Origin of the sequence: Pseudonocardia sp. (assembly GCF_025965585.1) — a bacterium.
Taxonomy (GTDB): domain Bacteria; phylum Actinomycetota; class Actinomycetes; order Mycobacteriales; family Pseudonocardiaceae; genus Pseudonocardia.
This window is the reverse complement of sequence record NZ_JAOPWR010000529.1, coordinates 1-14,806: the sequence shown is the minus strand read 5'-3', so window position 1 is coordinate 14,806 and position 14,806 is coordinate 1. Positions and strand designations below refer to the sequence as shown.

Genomic DNA, 14,806 nt, shown 5'->3' with positions numbered 1-14,806 from the left:
GCAGCGGTGGCCGCGGCCCCGGCTCCGGTCGCGACTCCGGTTGCCGCGCCCGCTGCCGCGCCGGCCGCCGCTCCGGCTGCTGCGGCTCCGAAGGCCCCCGCAGACGCACGGGACGAGGTCGTGCCGCTGTCGAAGATGCGGCTCGCCGTGGCCTCGGGCATGAAGGCCTCGCAGACCATCGCGGCGTCGGTGTGGACGTCGGTGGAAGTCGACTTCGACAACGTCGAGAAGGTGCGACAGCAGCACAAGGACCGGTTCAAGAAGGAGACCGGATCGTCGTTGTCCTACCTGCCGTTCATCTCCCGGGCCGTGATCGACGCGCTGCGCGCCTACCCGACCGTCAACTCCTCGATCGACCTCGACGCCAAGACGATGACGCTGCACCCGTACGTCAACCTCGGGATCGCGGTGGACCTCGACCAGCAGGGCCTCGTCGTCCCCGTCCTCAAGGACGCCGACGGGCTGAACATGCGTGGCATCGCGAAGGGCATCACCGCGATGGCGGGGGCGGCGCGGAACAAGAAGCTCGGCATGTCGGACATGCAGGGCTCGACGTTCACGATCACCAACCCGGGCCCGTTCGCGAGCTGGGCGTCGGCGCCGATCATCAACCAGCCCAACACCGGCATCCTCTGCACCGACGGCGTCAAACGCCGCCCGGTGGCGGTCGGCGACATGATCGCCATCCACCCGACGGGGATCATCGGCCTGGTCTACGACCACCGCGCGTTCGACGGCTCCACCGCCTCGCTGTTCCTGATGCACATCCGCGACTCGCTGGAGCAGCGCGACTGGGCGGCCGAAGTCGGGTGAGCGCGGCGGAACCGGTCACCGTCACCGTCGCCCGTCGTGTCGCACCGGGCCGCGAGGACGACTTCGCGGCCTGGAGCAACGGGCTGACGGCGGCGGCCACCGCGTTCCCCGGCTACCTCGGCGCCGGGATGCTGCGGCCCAGCCGCGTCGGGGAGCCGTGGCACGTCGTCTTCCGCTTCGACTCCGGCGAGCACCTTCGACAGTGGGAGACCTCACCGGAGCGGGCGGTGATCCTCGCTGCCGGTGAGGAGCTCGTGCACCACACCGCCACGCAGCGCGTGACGGGTCTGGAGACGTGGTTCGCACTGCCCGGACGCACGGCGCCCGCGCCACCGCGATGGAAGATGTTCGCCGTCTCCGCGGCCTGCATCTACGGGCTCAACCTGGTCCTGACCTTGCTGTACGGGTGGGCGCTGGCGGCCTGGCTGCTGCCGCTGCGGCTGCTCGTGGTGTCGGTGCCCGTCACCGCGCTGATGACCTGGCTGGTGATGCCGCACACGGCCCGGCTCCTGCAGAACTGGCTCTATGCCCCGACCCGCCGCTGAAGGGACAACAACCGTGCCGCACTTCCTGATCTCCGGTATCGCCGAGCTCGTGGGTGACGTCGCCGCCGTGCTCCGCGAGAACGGCAGCTCCGCCGTGGAGGTCCACGACATCGCCGACGTCCCCCGGGCGGTCGCCGGCGCGGAACGCTCCTTCGACGGCTACATCCAGCTGCCCGCCACGTTCACGGTGGTCGGCGACACCGCCGTCGACCGCGTCCACCACTTCTTCTCCGACGGGGTGCTGGCCCGCTTCCCGGCGGTCACCGCGGTCCTGCCCAGGCTCGGCCGCGACGCCCGCCTCACGTTCGTCATGGGGGTGCTCCCGCCGGAGGTGTCCACCGACGACGACGTGTCCTCCCGCGCGGCGCTCGTCCGGGTGCTGGGACACGCGGCCCGCGCCGACGGCCCGCCCGGCCTCCGCGTGGCCGTGCTCGGCTCGGGGTCGACTCCCAAGGAGATCGCGCTGACCGCCCTGGGACGCAGCCCCGAGTGGGAGGCGATGACCGAGGACTTCGGCGGCGGCTCCTACGCAGACTGGCGCGTGGAGCTGCTCGGCATGATGTCGGCCGAGATGTGACCGGCCGCGACGAGGCAGGGGAGGCAGGCTCCGGGCGGAGCGGTGACGCGAGCGGTGGGCTGCCGACGACTCCGGTCGATGTCGCCCACGCTCTGCGCGAGGCCGCCGACCGGCTGATGAGAGGGTGGACGGCGGTGGCCCGCCCGCCGGTACCCGGGGAGCCGTCGGAACGCGCCGTCTCACCCGGTGGCGGTGGATCGGCCGTCGGAGGGCCGGGCTCCGCCGGTGTCCCCGCCCTGCCTGACCCGTTGGTCCCTCCGGCGACGTCGTCGGCCGCCCAGCTGCAGGCCGTGCTCGACGACCTCGCGGCCCGCCGGGCGCAGGTTCAGGCCCTGCGGGCCCAGCTCGGGCTCTTCGACGAGCAGCTCGCCGCCCTGGAGACCAGCCTCGGCCCGCTGCTGGAGTGGACGCGGGCCTGGGCGGGGATGGAGCGGACGATGACCGACCTCTGGCGCCCACCGCCCGGACCGATATGATCGCCATGTGCGGTGCGTGACCCGCACAGGTGCGCTCACGCACCGCATTCGACGCGCATGGCTGCATGGCGGCGGGCGCCGACGCCACCGGTCACTCCGGCGCCGCGAGCACCACCGTGCCGTCGTCGGCCACCCGCCAGCCCGGGTTGTGCGCGACCTCCCAGACCACGCCGTTCGGGTCCGCGAAGTGCCCGTGGTACCCACCGAACGCGGCGTGCTGCCCGGGCTTGACGAGGGTTGCGCCCGCCGCGGTGGCAGCGCCCAGCGTGCGGTCGACCTCGTGGGGACCGGACACGTTGTGCGAGAGCGTGAAGCCGCCCGGGGCCGGGGCCGGGGCGCCCAGGTCCTCGCCGAACTTCGTCGCCTCGAAGAGGCCCAGAACCGTCCCGGGCGCGACCTGGAAGAAGATGATCTCGCCGGGCACGTCGGCGAGCGGGCGCCAGCCCAGCCCGTCGACGTAGAAGCGGCGGGCCGCGTCGAGGTCCGGGGTGGCGACGGTGACGAAGTGCGCGCGCTGCTCCATCCGGCCGAGCATGCCACTGGGCCGAGAGAGGGCGCTACCTGCTCACCGGCAGGCCCAGCAGCTCCGCCGCGTTGTCCCAGAGGATGCGGCGCATCGCGGCGCGGTCCAGGCCGAGGGCCGCCACCGTGTCGAGGGGGGTGCGGTCGCCGAGCTCGAAGGGGTGGTCGGTGCCGAGCATGACGTGCTCGGCGCCCACGTCCTCGACGAGCCGGCGCAGCAGTGTCGGGTTGAAGACGGCCGTGTCGTAGTACAGGCGGTCGGTGAGGTCGCTCGGCTTGACCAGCGTGGTGTGGGCGACGTCCTTGCGGTCCCAGCCCATGTCCAGCCGCCCGCGCAGCGACGGCAGGCAGCCGCCGCCGTGCGCCAGACACAGGTCGAGTGGGAACCGCTCCAGCACGCGGCCGAACACCAGCCGGGCGACGGCGAGCGCCGTCTCCATCGGGTAGCCGACGAGCTGAGGGAGCCAGAAGTCGGACTGGCGGTGCGGGTCGGGCACGCCGCTGGGGTGCAGGAACACGAACGTCCGGCGCTCCGCGAGCAGCGCCCAGAGGTCGTCGTTCACGGGGTCGTCGAGGTCGCGGCCGCCGCCGCGGCTGCCGATGGCGATGCCGGCCATGTCCAGGTCGTCGAGGGCGCGGCGGGCCTCGTCGGCCGCACCCGGCCATCCCAGCGGCACCGACCCGAGCCCGAGCAGGCGCTGCGGCGAGTCGGCGACGTAGGTGGCGAGCTCGTCGTTGCCCGCCGCGACGATGTCGACGGCGAAACGGCGGTCGTCGGCGGTCGAGCAGAACAGGAACGGCGGCAGCGACACCGCGTGGCGGTGCACGCCCACGTCGTCCATCTCCGACAGGCGCACGTCCACGTCGTACTGGGAGCGCGCCAGCGGCAGCGGGGCCCTGGGGCCGACCCCGCTGACGCGGGGGTCGAGCCGCACGACGCCGTCGGGCACGCCGGAGAGGTCGGCGAGGTCGTGGTCGGCCAGCCGGGCGAGCAACGGCAGCGGCATGGCGTGGGCGTGCACGTCGATCGCGCTGTCGGCCGGCGCCGTCACCGTCGTCGGTGGCATGGCCTGCGATCCGTTGACCCCCATCGGACGGCCTCCCCCGTGCGCGTGGCTGCTGACGGCTCCACTGTCGTCGCGTGGGCCCGGGAACCACCACCGGCTCTCACTGGTCGGAAGACGGCCCGCGCGGGGCCGGACGGCCGGGCCGCCGTGCGAATCTGCGGTGGGAGGTGGGTGGCGTGAGCAGTTATCAGCTCCACCGGTGCGTCTACGACTGGGTGCGCGCCGGTGAGGTCAACAGCGGCGAGGGCGGCGACGGCCGGGTCGGGTTCGACGACAGCGTCTACGAGCTGACCGACGACGAGCGCAAGGCGTTCGAGGCCCGCGACGTCGCGGGCCTCTATCAGCTGGGGCTGCACGAGGTGTTGCTCAACCGGTTCTGCCGCGCGGCCGGCTTCGCCCGCGACGACTACCGCAGGCTCCTCGAACCGTTCGGGGAGAAGGAGGAGAGGAAGGGCCGGTGGCAGAGATAGTCCTGGCGTACTGCTCGTCGCACGCGCCGATGATGTCCTCGGCGCGGATGGCCGCGCCCGAGGAGCAGCGCAACAACTTCTTCGGCGCGCTCGCGCACCTGCGCGAGGAGGCCGTCGCGCGCGGGGTGCAGGCGTGCGTCGTGTTGTCCAACGAGCACTTCACGAACTTCTTCCTCGAGAACTTCCCGCAGATCTGCATCGGCGTGGGGGAGAAGAACTGGGGCCCGACCGAGGAGTGGCTGCCGATCGACAAGGTGTGGATCCCCGGTCACGAAGGCCTGGCGAACCACATCGCGCGTTACACCCTCGAGCACGGCTTCGACCCCGCGTTCTCCCACCAGCTGGAGCTCGACCACGGGATCATGACCGTCTACTACGAGCTCGACAACGACATGAAGCTCCCGCTGGTGCCGATCGTGCAGAACTGCGCGGTGCCGCCGCTGATGCCGGTGCGCCGCGCGTACGAGTTCGGCCAACAGCTCGGTGCCGCGATCCGGGCCTACGCCGGGCTGCAGCGCGTCGCGATCATCGGGGCGGGCGGGCTGTCGCACTTCATCGGCAACCCCCGGGTCGGCGACATCGAGGAGGACTTCGACCGCTGGTTCCTGGAGCGGCTGGAGAAGGGCGAGCTGGAGCAGGTCCTCGACATGCCCGACTCGGAGATCGAGCTGGCCGGCAACGGCAACCACGAGATGCGCAGCTGGCTGGCCGTCGCCGGGGCGATGGCCCCGACGACCGCGACGACGCTCGCCTACGAGCCCGTCCACCCGTGGATCACGGGAATGGGCGTGGCGGAGTGGGACACCGGCCAGGACCCCCACCAGAACGGATCGAAGGAGCCACAGCCATGACCACGGACAACAGCGGCGCCGACCTCGAGGCCCTCACGAAGCGCGTGCAGGAGCTCAGCGCGCAGGTCGCCGAGAAGGCCAAGGAGAACGGGCTGGCCTGGCTCGAGGGCTACGAGCGGATGTTGATGAACCTGCTCGACCTGGAGGAGCAGGCGGCCAAGGGAAGCGGTGCCGACTGGGCCGCGAGCCTCGCGAGCTCCCACGCCAACTTCGTGCGCTCGACCTCCGAGGCGGTCTTCGGCGTGTTGCGGGCCCAGCTCAAGACGTGACGCCGGCGCTGCGCGTGCGTTTCCGCATCCCACGCGCGCGCAGCGACGCGCGCGTGGTGCGGCGACGCGCGCGTGGCCGCCCTCAGGCGGCCGTTACCCGGCGGTCCTGGGCGTAGTCGAAGAAGCCGCGCCCGCGCTTGCGGCCCAGCAGACCCGCCTCGACCATCCGCAGCAGCAGCGGCGGGGAGGCGTAGAGCGGCTCCTTGAACTCCGCGTACATCGACTCGGCCACGGCGTGGGTGGTGTCCAGGCCGATCAGGTCGGCCAGCGCCAGGGGACCCATCGGGTGGGCGCAGCCCGAGACCATCGCGGTGTCGACGTCCTCCGCGCTCGCGAACCCCGACTCCACCATCCGCACCGCGGCCAGCAGGTACGGGATGAGCAGCGCGTTCACCACGAACCCGGCCCGGTCCTTCGAGAGCACCGTTCTCTTGGCCAGCGCGCCGCCTGCGAACTCCTCGGCCCGCATCACCGTGGCCGGCGCGGTGAGCAGGCTCGGCACGAGCTCCACCAGCGGGAGTACCGGTACGGGGTTGAAGAAGTGCATGCCGATCACGCGCTCGGGGTGGGCGGTCACCGCCGCCAGCTTCATGATCGGGATCGACGAGGTGTTGCTCGCCAGCAGGCAGTCTGGGGAGGTGATCCTCCCCAGCGCGGAGAAGATGGCCACCTTCTCCGCCTCGTCCTCGACGACGGCCTCGATCACGACCTCGCGATCGGCCATGTCGGAGAGGTCGGTGGTGAACGACAGCCGCTCGAGCACGACGTCGTGCTCGGTGTCGGTCAGCTTGCCCGCGCGCACCGCCTTGGCCAGCGACGCGCCGAGCCGGCGGCGGGCCGACGTGGCGGCCACCTCGTCGACCTCGCGCACCAGGACGTCGAAGCCTGCCCGGGCGGCGACCTCCGCGATGCCCGACCCCATGATCCCGCCGCCGACCACGCCCACTGTTCCCGTCATATGCGTAGTTTGCCAAGCAGACGTCGGTTCGTGTGGGGGATCCCGCTGGACAGGAACGGGGCTGCGGCGCCCCGGCGGGGGACCACCATGGTTCCCACGACCGGCAGGAGGACCACTCATGATCAGCGGGAACACCACTCTGATCGCCCATATCGGCTATCCGACGTTCGCCTTCAAGGCTCCGCTGATCTACAACCCGTGGTTCGAGAAGAACGACATCGACGCCGTCGTGATGCCGATGGGGGTTAAGCCCGACGACTACCGGGAGATGTTCCCGCTGCTGTTCCGGATGTCGAACATCCGTGGTGCGCTGGTGACGATGCCGCACAAGGTGGCCACGTGCGCGCTCGCCGACGAGCTGACGCCCACCGCCACCATCGCCGGTGCGTCGAACGCCGTGCTGGTCCGCGAGGACGGCTCCCTGCTGGCCGACCAGTTCGACGGCGCAGGCTTCGTGCGCGGCGTCGAGCGGAAAGGCTTCACGCTGGCCGGCAAGCGCGTGCTGGTGGTCGGCAACGGCGGTGTCGGGTCGCCGATCGCGGCGTCGCTGGCCGCGGCCGGCGTCGGGGCGATGGGCCTGTTCGACCCGAACGCCGCGGCGTCCGAGGGGCTCGCCGGCCGCCTCGCCGAGCACTATCCCGAACTGCGGCTCTCCACCGGGTCGAAGGACCCCGACGGCTACGACCTGGTCGTCAACGCGACCCCGCTCGGCATGAAGGACGGCGACCCGCTGCCGATGGACGTCGATCGCATCGCGCCCACCACGTTCGTCGGCGAGGTGGTCATGAAGCAGACGATCACGCCGTTCCTCGCCGCCGCGCAGGCCAAGGGCTGCCCGATCCAGGTCGGCAGCGACATGCTCTACGAGATGATCCCGGCCTACCTGGAGTTCTTCGGGTTCGGCACGGCCACCCCCGACGAGCTGCGCGCCGTCTCCCAGATCAAGAGTTGACCGAGCCCGAGGTGGACGCCCTGCTCGACGTCACGGAGGTGACGCCGGGCGTGCACCGGATGGCGCTGCCGCTGGGCATCCACGGGGTGCCGACGGTGAGCGCCTACCTGTTGCGGGACGACGGTGTCGACGGGGTGGGCGGTGACACGCTCGTCGACTGCGGCATCGCCACCGGCGAGATCGACCCGTGTGACGTGCTCGTCGCCGCCCTGGGCGCCGCCGGCAGCGCGCTGGAGCGGATCGCCCGGCTCGTCGTGACGCACGCGCACATCGACCACTTCGGCGTCGCGGGCGAGGTGGTGCGCCGCAGCGGCGGGAGGCTCTGGATGCACCGCGCCGCCGATCTCGACCTCGTCAAGTACGCCGACCCCGACGAGGCCGTCGACAACCGCGCGATCATGCTCGCCGACCACGGCCTCTACGGGCCCGAGCTGACGGCGAGCTCCGAGGGGCTGCGCGACTGGATCCCGGTGATGCCCTCGATCGGGCGACCGGACGTCCGGCTCGCCGGTGGGGAGCGGTTCACCGCCGGCGGACGCGAGTGGGAGGTGCTGCACACCCCGGGGCACTCGCCCGGGCACGTCTGCCTGTGGTCGGCCGCCGACCGGTTGCTGTGCTCCGGCGACCACCTCCTGCAGGTCGCCTCGCCGCCCGTGACGTTCGAGCGCGGGTTCGAGCGTGACCCGATGGGCTCCTATCTCGACTCGCTGGACCGCGTCGCCGCCCTGGAGCCGGAGCTGGTGCTGCCCGGCCACGGCACGCCGTTCCGCAACGGGGCGCGGCGCGCGGCCTCGATCGCGCGGGGCAAGCGGGTGCGGCTGGAACGGGTCCACGACCTGGTGGCCGAGCGCGAGTGCACCGTCACCGAGATCACCGCGATGCTGTTCACCGGCGAGCTGACCGGGGCGCAACGGCACTTCGCGATGGCCGAGATCCTCGCCGACCTCGCGTTCCACGAGGTCCGCGGCACGCTGGAGCGGGCCCGGCGGCCCGACGGCGTCTACCTGTGGCGTACGACCCTGGAGGGCGCATGAACGACGATCTCGAGTCCGGGCAGCAGCGGCACCGGGTGGTGGTCGTCGGCGGCGGGTTCGGGGGCCTGAACGCCACCCGCGCGCTGGCCCACGCCGATGTCGACGTGACGCTGGTGGACCGCACCAACCACCACCTGTTCCAGCCGCTGCTGTACCAGGTGGCGGCGGGCATCCTGCCGCCCGGGCTGATCGCGCCCGCGCTGCGCGGGGTGATCAAGAACCAGAGGAACGCCCGCGCGCTGCTGGCCGATGTCACCGACCTCGACATCGAGCACCGCCTGGTGCGGGCCAGCGGCCCGGACGGGCGGCCGCTGGAGCTGCCCTACGACACGCTGGTCGTCGCGGGCGGGGCCACCCACTCCTACTTCGGGCGCGACGAGTTCGCGCGGTACGCGCCCGGCATGAAGACCGTCGAGGACGCCCGGCACCTCCGCGACCAGATCCTGCTCGCCTTCGAGATGGCCGAGCTCGCCACCGACCCGCAGGAGCGGGCCGAGTGGCTCACGTTCATCGTGATCGGGGCCGGTCCCACCGGCGTCGAGCTCGTCGGTCAGGTCGCCGAGCTCGCCCACCAGGTGCTCCCGCAGGACTACCGCTCGGTGGACACCACCGAGGCCCGGATCCTGCTCCTGGAGGGGGCCGGTGCGGTGCTCGGCCCGTTCGCGCCGAAGCTGCAGCAGTACACGCAGGCGCGGCTGGAGAAGATGGGCGTCGAGATCCGGCTGAACACGCTAGCCGTGGCGATGGACGACGAGTCGGTGACGGTCAAGGGTCCCGCCATCGATGGTGTGGCAGGCGAGGAGACCATCCGCGGGCGCACCCGCATCTGGGCCGCCGGTGTGCAGGCGTCACCGCTCGCGAAGCAGCTGGCGGAGAAGACAGGCACGGAGACCGACCGGGCCGGCCGGATCCCGGTGAACCCGGACTGCACGGTGCCCGGGCACCCCGAGGTCTTCGCGATCGGCGACATGGTGTCGCTGAACAAGCTGCCCGGCGTGGCCCAGCCCGCGATGCAGGAGGGCAAGTACGTCGGCAAGGTGATCAGGGCGCGGCTGGCGGGCGACCAGCGGATCGACCCGTTCGCGTACTTCGACAAGGGCTCGATGGCCACCATCGGCCATCGCTCGGCCGTCGCGGACGCGTTCGGCATGAGGTTCACGGGCTGGCTGGGCTACTCGATGTGGGGGTTCATCCACGTCGCGTACCTGATCGGCTGGGGCAACCGGCTCGGCACGCTCTACACCTGGGCGCGGGCGCTGACGTTCTCCCACAACCGCGGCCACCGCATCATCACCTTCGAGCAGGCCAACGTGCAGGCACACGAGGGCGACCACGGCGTGGCCCCGGCGAGCGCCCCGGCGAGCATCGACGCCGAGCCGGTTGGCGTGCGGCAGGAAGCGACGGGGTAGTCAGGCCTTCCCACCCACGTCGATCCGCTCACGGCACTCGACGCAGCCGGCCCTGCAGCCCTGGCACCACCGGGCGCGCGGCTCGCCGGGGTTGAGGCGGGTGAGGCTCCACCAGAACGTGAGGCCGACGAAGAAGATCGCCAGCGGTCCGGCCAGCAACGACTGCGCGGCGATCGCCCAGAGCGCGCACAGGCCTGCGAGGCCGACGAGCGCGCCCAGGTGGGGTGCGACACGGCGGGCGAACGGGACGAGGAGACGGTCCACGGGATCCTCCGGGGGAGCAACGGGGAGCGCGGTCCCGGGACGTCGGCGGCACGGGCGGCGGCAGGTCGCGACCATTGTGACCACGCGTCGTGATCAAGCCGTGACCCGGGTGGTCTTCTGGAGCAGAACGCGAGCCCTTTCCGCTGAGACGTCCTCCGGGACGGGATCCGGCCACGGGCGGGAGCCCGATCACCGGCCGTCGCCTCCGCCGTGGAGGCCTCGCCGGCCACCGCCTGCCGCGCCGCGGTGTGTCGCCGCGAGGGCTCCCGTACACCCGTGCCGTCCAGCGGAAACAGACACGTCATGCGTTGACCCACCAACCGGGTGGCGCTGCACTGACCCGACAGCCCCGAGTGTGCCGCAGGGCTCCGCCGTCAGGAGGACGCATGAGCGAGATCGTCGAGCCGCCCGGCTCGCATGAACCGACGGAGTATGCGAAGACACCGAAGAAGGCCGCGGCCAGCGGCTGGATCGGCAGCGCGCTGGAGTACTACGACTTCTTCATCTACGCCCAGGCCGCGGCTCTGGTCTTCCCCAACATCTTCTTCCCGTCCAACAACCCGCAGGTCGGCATCGTCGCGTCCTTCGCGACCTTCGGAGTCGGCTACGTGGCGCGGCCCATCGGGGCGTTCGTGCTCGGGCACTGGGGCGACACGCACGGCCGCAAGAACGTGCTCGTGCTGTGCATGTTGATGATGGGCCTCTCGACGTTCCTCGTCGCCCTGCTGCCCACCTACTCCGCGGTCGGCATCCTGGCCCCGATCCTGCTGGTGATCCTGCGGCTGATCCAGGGCTTCGCGGTGGGCGGGGAGATCTCCGGCGCCAGCGCCATGATCCTGGAACACGCGCCGTTCGGGCGAAGAGGCTACTTCGGCAGCTTCACGCTGCAGGGCGTGCAGGCCGGGCAGATCATCGCCGCCGCCGTCTTCCTGCCGCTGTCGGCGGTCATGTCGAAGGACGCCTTCCAGAACTACGGCTGGCGCATCCCGTTCATCCTCAGCGCGGTCGTCGTCGTCGCCGGGTACATCATCCGGCGCCGGGTGGACGAGACCCCGGCGTTCCAGGAGGAGTCCTCGCACGGCGAGGTGCCGGCGGCACCGATCATCATGGCCGTCCGCGAGAACGGCCTCGACATGTTCCGCGTCGTCTGCATGGCGCTGATGAACGCCATCCCGACCGCGGTCACGGTCTTCGGAGCCACGTTCGCCACCAACGCGGGCTACGGGGTCGGGCTGACCACGACGAACTACCTGTGGATCTCGGTCGCGGGCAACGTCGTGGCGGTGGTCCTGATCCCGTTCGTGGGCAACCTGACCGACCGCATCGGCAGGCGACCGGTGATCATCTTCGGGTGCCTGGCGTCCGGCATCCTCGGGTACGCCTACCTGTACTACGTGGCCAGGTCGGACATCATCCTGGCGTTCGTGTTCGCGATGCTGATGTGGGGTGTGGTCTACCAGGGCTACAACGCCGTGTTCCCGGCGTTCTACCAGGAGCTGTTCCCGACCAAGACGCGCGTCACGGCGTTCGCGGTGGCGCAGAACATCGGCACGCTGATCACCGCGTTCCTGCCCACGATCTACGCAGCGATCGTCGCCCCGGCACCCGAGGCGTGTGTCGCCAACAAGACCTTCCAGCCCGACACGGTCCTGCCGGGCGGCCAGACGTGCCGGGCGGTGGCCGAGTCGATCCAGAACGAGGTCGTCTGGGTCGTCGGCAGCATCACGTTCGGTCTGGCGATCATCGCGGCCATCGCGGCGTTCTCGGCCCGGGAGACGTTCCGGATCCACCTCAACGACCTCGGCGACAAGGACGCGGTCCCGATCCCGCGCGAGGAGTACGACCGGATCCGCAAGACCGGCGTGGACGTGCCGGTCTGAACCCGTCCCGACCCACCGGAAGCACACGGCCGGCCGGCCGGCCGGCCCAGCGTCGACCGGCCGTGCCGTGCCGTCGAGCGCCTGCCGCGTGCGGGCGCGGAGAGGACCGGCCATGACGTCGATCTCCGTGATCAACGGCCCCAACCTGAACGCGCTCGGCACCCGCAAACCCGAGGTCTACGGCAGGACCACCCTCGCCGACGTCGAGGCGATGTGCCGCGAGGAGGCCGGGAAGCTCGGGCTCGACGTGGAGTTCCACCAGTCCAACCACGAGGGGCAGATCGTCGACTGGTTCCACGAGCTGGGGCCGCAGGTGGCGTCCGGCGCGTCGCTGGGGGCGGTTTACAACCCGGGCGCGCACACCCACTACTCGTACGCCATCCGCGACGCCATCGAGGGCACGAGCGTCCCGGTGATCGAGACGCACATCTCGAACGTGCACGCCCGCGAGGAGTTCCGCCACCACTCGGTCATCTCACCCCTGGCGAGCGGGATCGTCGTCGGCTTCGGCGTGTACGGCTACATCCTGGCCATCCGCGGCCTACACCAGCTGTCCCGGGCGGCCTGAGATGGGTGGCCGGGTCATGCCGCTCGTGATGAGCGCGGGCACCGTCGTGCTCGGGCTCTACCTGGCCCTGATCGGAGGCACGGAGTACGCGTTCTTCGGCTGGCTCCTGTTCGTGCTGGGCCTGCTGGGCCTCTCCGCCCGGATGGTGCTCGGGGGCGCGGGCCACGACCGGCCACAGCCGGAGCCGGGGGTGCGCAGGAGAACGGGCCGATGACACGGGTGCGGATCGCGGTGGCGGGCGCCGGCATGATCGGCAGGCGGCACATCGAGGAGATCGACGCCAGCGGGTCGGCCGACCTCGTCGCGATCGTCGACCCGTTCCCGGCCGGCGCCGACCTGGCCGAGAAGTACGGCGTGGCGCGGTACGACTCGCTCGCCGCGCTCTTCGCGGCCGACCGGCCCGACGGGATCATCCTCGCCACGCCCAACCAGATGCACGTCGACGGCGGGCTCGAGTGCGTCGCGGCGGGCGTGCCGGTGATCGTGGAGAAGCCGGTCGGCGACAGCGTCGAGGGCGCCACCCGGCTCGTCGAGGCCGGTGAGGCCGCGGGCGTGGCGGTGCTGACCGGTCACCACCGCAACTACAGCCCGATCATGGACATGGCGCGCGAGATCGTGCGCGGCGGCCGGCTCGGCCGGATCGTCGCCGTCACCGGCACGGCGTTGTTCCACAAGCCCGACGCGTACTACGACGTGGGAGAGGGGTGGCGGCGGCAGCCTGGGGGTGGCCCGGTGCTGCTCAACCTCATCCACGAGGTCAACAACCTGTTGTCGCTGGTCGGCGACATCGTCGCGGTGCAGGCGGTGACGTCGAACGCGACACGCGGCTTCGCCGTCGAGGACACGGCCGCGATGGTGTTCACGTTCGCGAACGGCGCGCTGGGCACGTTCCTGCTCTCGGATACGGCAGCCTCTCCCCGCAGCTGGGAGCAGACGTCGCAGGAGAACGCCGACTACGCCACCCACCCCGACGAGGACTGCTACCACATCGCGGGCACGGACGGGTCCCTCTCGGTGCCGACGATGCGCGTGCGCACCTACACGGGCGAGCACTCCTGGTACGTGCCGTTCGAGTCCGCCACCGCGACGCCGGACCGCAGCGACCCGCTGGCCGAGCAGGTCGCGCACTTCGCCGCGGTGATCCGCGGGGAGGCGCAGCCGATCTGCAGCGGCCGTGACGGCCTCAGGACGCTCCAGGTGGTGGACGCGGTGCGGCAGGCCGCGGCCACCGGCGGCCGCGTCGACGTCCTCCGCTGACCGCAGCACGGACCCCGCGGACCGGAGGCGGCGCCGCGTGATCTCCGCCGACGGGCTGGCGGGCCCGGCTACAGCTCGCTGATCCGGCGGGGGCGCAGCCGCCACGACGCCCAGAGGATGACGTCGTCCACCCAGCCGGCGAAGGCCATCGCGCCGGTGGCGGTGAGGTGGCCGGGGGTGGAGCTCGGCACGGCGGCGAGGCCGCGGTTCAGCTGGGCGCGGTCGAGCGCGTTCTCGGTGCCGATGCGGAGCAGGGCGTCGCTGGCGCGGCGGCGGATGCCGGGTCGTGCGGAGGTGGTGGCCACGGATGCCGTCCTCGGGTCGGTCGGGGCGGACCGGCCGGAGCCTCGTGGAGCCCTCCTCGGTGTGAGCAACCCGGGAACCGGTCCCGCCGTCGATGCTAGACCTCCGCCGCCGCGCCGATCAGGGCCGCAACCGCGGTGCCGGCCGGCGCGTCGAGCGCGGCCGGTGGGCCCGCATGAAGATGTAGAACGTGCTCGACACGGCGTTGACCTGCAGGTCCGGGAACTCCGCCCGGGCCATCCGGGTGTAGGCGACACCCCGCACGAGTGCCTCGGCCAGCACCACTCCCAGTGCGACCAGGCTCACGACCAGGAGAGTGCGCTGCAGGCCCGACGCGGGCCCGAACGTGGTGATCAGCGCGAGCCCGAAGGCGGGCACGAACAGCACACCGAGCAGGTGCCGGCGGGCGTCGACGACGTCGCGCAGGTAGGCGCGGACCGGTCCGCGCTCCCACGGCGGCAGCATCTCGTCCGCGATCGCCTGCTCGGCGGCCTGCAGAGCCGCCCTCGCCGACGCCCGTGCGGCGGCCCGTGCCGAGCGGTTCGCCACGGCGGTGCCGCCCGGCGCGGTGCCGCCCGGCGCGGGGCCGGT

20 protein-coding genes are annotated in these 14,806 nt (G+C 71.8%); 14 read left to right on the top strand and 6 right to left on the bottom strand.

The window, feature by feature from the left end:
* From JWR81_RS32595 to JWR81_RS32580, 4 genes are all read left to right on the top strand, one after another.
* On the top strand, window positions 1-813 hold an 813-nt coding region (locus JWR81_RS32595), incomplete at its 5' end, for a 2-oxo acid dehydrogenase subunit E2 (RefSeq protein WP_297661611.1).
* Window positions 810-1,358 (top strand): antibiotic biosynthesis monooxygenase, encoded by a 549-nt coding sequence (locus JWR81_RS32590; protein ID WP_297661609.1) that lies wholly within the window; start codon window positions 810-812, stop codon window positions 1,356-1,358. The genes JWR81_RS32595 and JWR81_RS32590, both read left to right, overlap by 4 nt.
* 13 nt (window positions 1,359-1,371) lie before the next feature.
* On the top strand, window positions 1,372-1,935 hold the full coding sequence (locus tag JWR81_RS32585; RefSeq protein WP_297661607.1) for a hypothetical protein: 564 nt from the start codon (window positions 1,372-1,374) through the stop codon (window positions 1,933-1,935).
* A gap of 248 nt (window positions 1,936-2,183) precedes the next feature.
* On the top strand, window positions 2,184-2,411 hold the full coding sequence (locus JWR81_RS32580) for a hypothetical protein (RefSeq protein ID WP_297661605.1): 228 nt from the start codon (window positions 2,184-2,186) through the stop codon (window positions 2,409-2,411).
* A gap of 91 nt (window positions 2,412-2,502) precedes the next feature.
* Here the strand turns inward: JWR81_RS32580 and JWR81_RS32575 are convergent, their stop codons facing one another.
* Together JWR81_RS32575 and JWR81_RS32570 are read right to left on the bottom strand one after the other, a co-directional pair.
* Complete coding sequence (locus JWR81_RS32575) at window positions 2,503-2,934, bottom strand: VOC family protein (protein WP_297661603.1); 432 nt, start codon at window positions 2,932-2,934, stop codon at window positions 2,503-2,505.
* Between the two features lie 34 nt (window positions 2,935-2,968).
* The gene (locus tag JWR81_RS32570) at window positions 2,969-4,024 is read right to left on the bottom strand and encodes an amidohydrolase family protein (protein WP_297661599.1); all 1,056 of its coding nucleotides are present in this window, start codon (window positions 4,022-4,024) and stop codon (window positions 2,969-2,971) included.
* 152 nt (window positions 4,025-4,176) lie between these two features.
* Here JWR81_RS32570 and JWR81_RS32565 point away from each other — a divergent pair, with 152 nt between their 5' ends.
* The 3 genes from JWR81_RS32565 to JWR81_RS32555 are packed head-to-tail and all read left to right on the top strand — an operon-like array spanning window position 4,177 to window position 5,590.
* Window positions 4,177-4,470: a hypothetical protein gene (locus tag JWR81_RS32565; protein ID WP_297661597.1), complete on the top strand. Its 294-nt coding sequence runs from the start codon at window positions 4,177-4,179 to the stop codon at window positions 4,468-4,470.
* Window positions 4,458-5,321: a hypothetical protein gene (locus JWR81_RS32560; RefSeq protein WP_297661595.1), complete on the top strand. Its 864-nt coding sequence runs from the start codon at window positions 4,458-4,460 to the stop codon at window positions 5,319-5,321. The genes JWR81_RS32565 and JWR81_RS32560 overlap by 13 nt, the downstream gene beginning before the upstream one ends.
* A complete protein-coding gene (locus JWR81_RS32555) occupies window positions 5,318-5,590 on the top strand; it encodes a hypothetical protein (RefSeq protein WP_297661593.1) in 273 nt (90 codons plus the stop codon). The genes JWR81_RS32560 and JWR81_RS32555 overlap by 4 nt, the downstream gene beginning before the upstream one ends.
* An 82-nt stretch (window positions 5,591-5,672) precedes the next feature.
* On the opposite strand, the gene JWR81_RS32550 is transcribed toward JWR81_RS32555, so the two are convergent.
* The gene (locus tag JWR81_RS32550) at window positions 5,673-6,548 is read right to left on the bottom strand and encodes a 3-hydroxybutyryl-CoA dehydrogenase (RefSeq protein WP_297661591.1); all 876 of its coding nucleotides are present in this window, start codon (window positions 6,546-6,548) and stop codon (window positions 5,673-5,675) included.
* A gap of 118 nt (window positions 6,549-6,666) precedes the next feature.
* Between JWR81_RS32550 and JWR81_RS32545 the strand changes: the two genes are divergently transcribed.
* Genes JWR81_RS32545 through JWR81_RS32535 form a run of 3 tightly spaced genes read left to right on the top strand, consistent with a single transcriptional unit; the run spans window position 6,667 to window position 9,943 of the window.
* Window positions 6,667-7,500: a shikimate dehydrogenase gene (locus JWR81_RS32545; RefSeq protein ID WP_297661589.1), complete on the top strand. Its 834-nt coding sequence runs from the start codon at window positions 6,667-6,669 to the stop codon at window positions 7,498-7,500.
* Complete coding sequence (locus JWR81_RS32540; RefSeq protein ID WP_297661587.1) at window positions 7,497-8,534, top strand: MBL fold metallo-hydrolase; 1,038 nt, start codon at window positions 7,497-7,499, stop codon at window positions 8,532-8,534. The genes JWR81_RS32545 and JWR81_RS32540 overlap by 4 nt, the downstream gene beginning before the upstream one ends.
* On the top strand, window positions 8,531-9,943 hold the full coding sequence (locus JWR81_RS32535) for an NAD(P)/FAD-dependent oxidoreductase (protein WP_297661585.1): 1,413 nt from the start codon (window positions 8,531-8,533) through the stop codon (window positions 9,941-9,943). The genes JWR81_RS32540 and JWR81_RS32535 overlap by 4 nt, the downstream gene beginning before the upstream one ends.
* Here JWR81_RS32535 and JWR81_RS32530 read toward each other — a convergent pair whose 3' ends face one another.
* Window positions 9,944-10,207, bottom strand: a complete 264-nt coding sequence (locus tag JWR81_RS32530; protein ID WP_297661583.1) for a hypothetical protein — start codon at window positions 10,205-10,207, stop codon at window positions 9,944-9,946.
* Between the two features lie 386 nt (window positions 10,208-10,593).
* Here JWR81_RS32530 and JWR81_RS32525 point away from each other — a divergent pair, with 386 nt between their 5' ends.
* From JWR81_RS32525 to JWR81_RS32510, 4 genes are all read left to right on the top strand, one after another.
* Window positions 10,594-12,087 carry an MFS transporter gene (locus JWR81_RS32525; protein WP_297661581.1) on the top strand — a complete coding sequence of 498 codons (1,494 nt, stop codon included), beginning with the start codon at window positions 10,594-10,596 and terminating at the stop codon, window positions 12,085-12,087.
* Between the two features lie 112 nt (window positions 12,088-12,199).
* On the top strand, window positions 12,200-12,655 hold the full coding sequence (gene aroQ / locus JWR81_RS32520) for a type II 3-dehydroquinate dehydratase (RefSeq protein ID WP_297661579.1): 456 nt from the start codon (window positions 12,200-12,202) through the stop codon (window positions 12,653-12,655).
* A gap of 16 nt (window positions 12,656-12,671) precedes the next feature.
* A complete protein-coding gene (locus JWR81_RS32515; protein ID WP_297661577.1) occupies window positions 12,672-12,869 on the top strand; it encodes a hypothetical protein in 198 nt (65 codons plus the stop codon).
* Entirely contained in the window at window positions 12,866-13,912 is a 1,047-nt protein-coding gene (locus JWR81_RS32510) for a Gfo/Idh/MocA family oxidoreductase (protein ID WP_297661575.1), read from the top strand. Before JWR81_RS32515 ends, JWR81_RS32510 begins: the two co-directional genes overlap by 4 nt.
* Before the next feature lie 68 nt (window positions 13,913-13,980).
* On the opposite strand, the gene JWR81_RS32505 is transcribed toward JWR81_RS32510, so the two are convergent.
* Both JWR81_RS32505 and JWR81_RS32500 read right to left on the bottom strand, forming a co-directional pair.
* The gene (locus tag JWR81_RS32505; protein ID WP_297661573.1) at window positions 13,981-14,217 is read right to left on the bottom strand and encodes a hypothetical protein; all 237 of its coding nucleotides are present in this window, start codon (window positions 14,215-14,217) and stop codon (window positions 13,981-13,983) included.
* Between the two features lie 118 nt (window positions 14,218-14,335).
* The coding region (locus JWR81_RS32500) for a DUF3043 domain-containing protein (protein WP_297661571.1) at window positions 14,336-14,806 on the bottom strand (471 nt) is incomplete at its 5' end.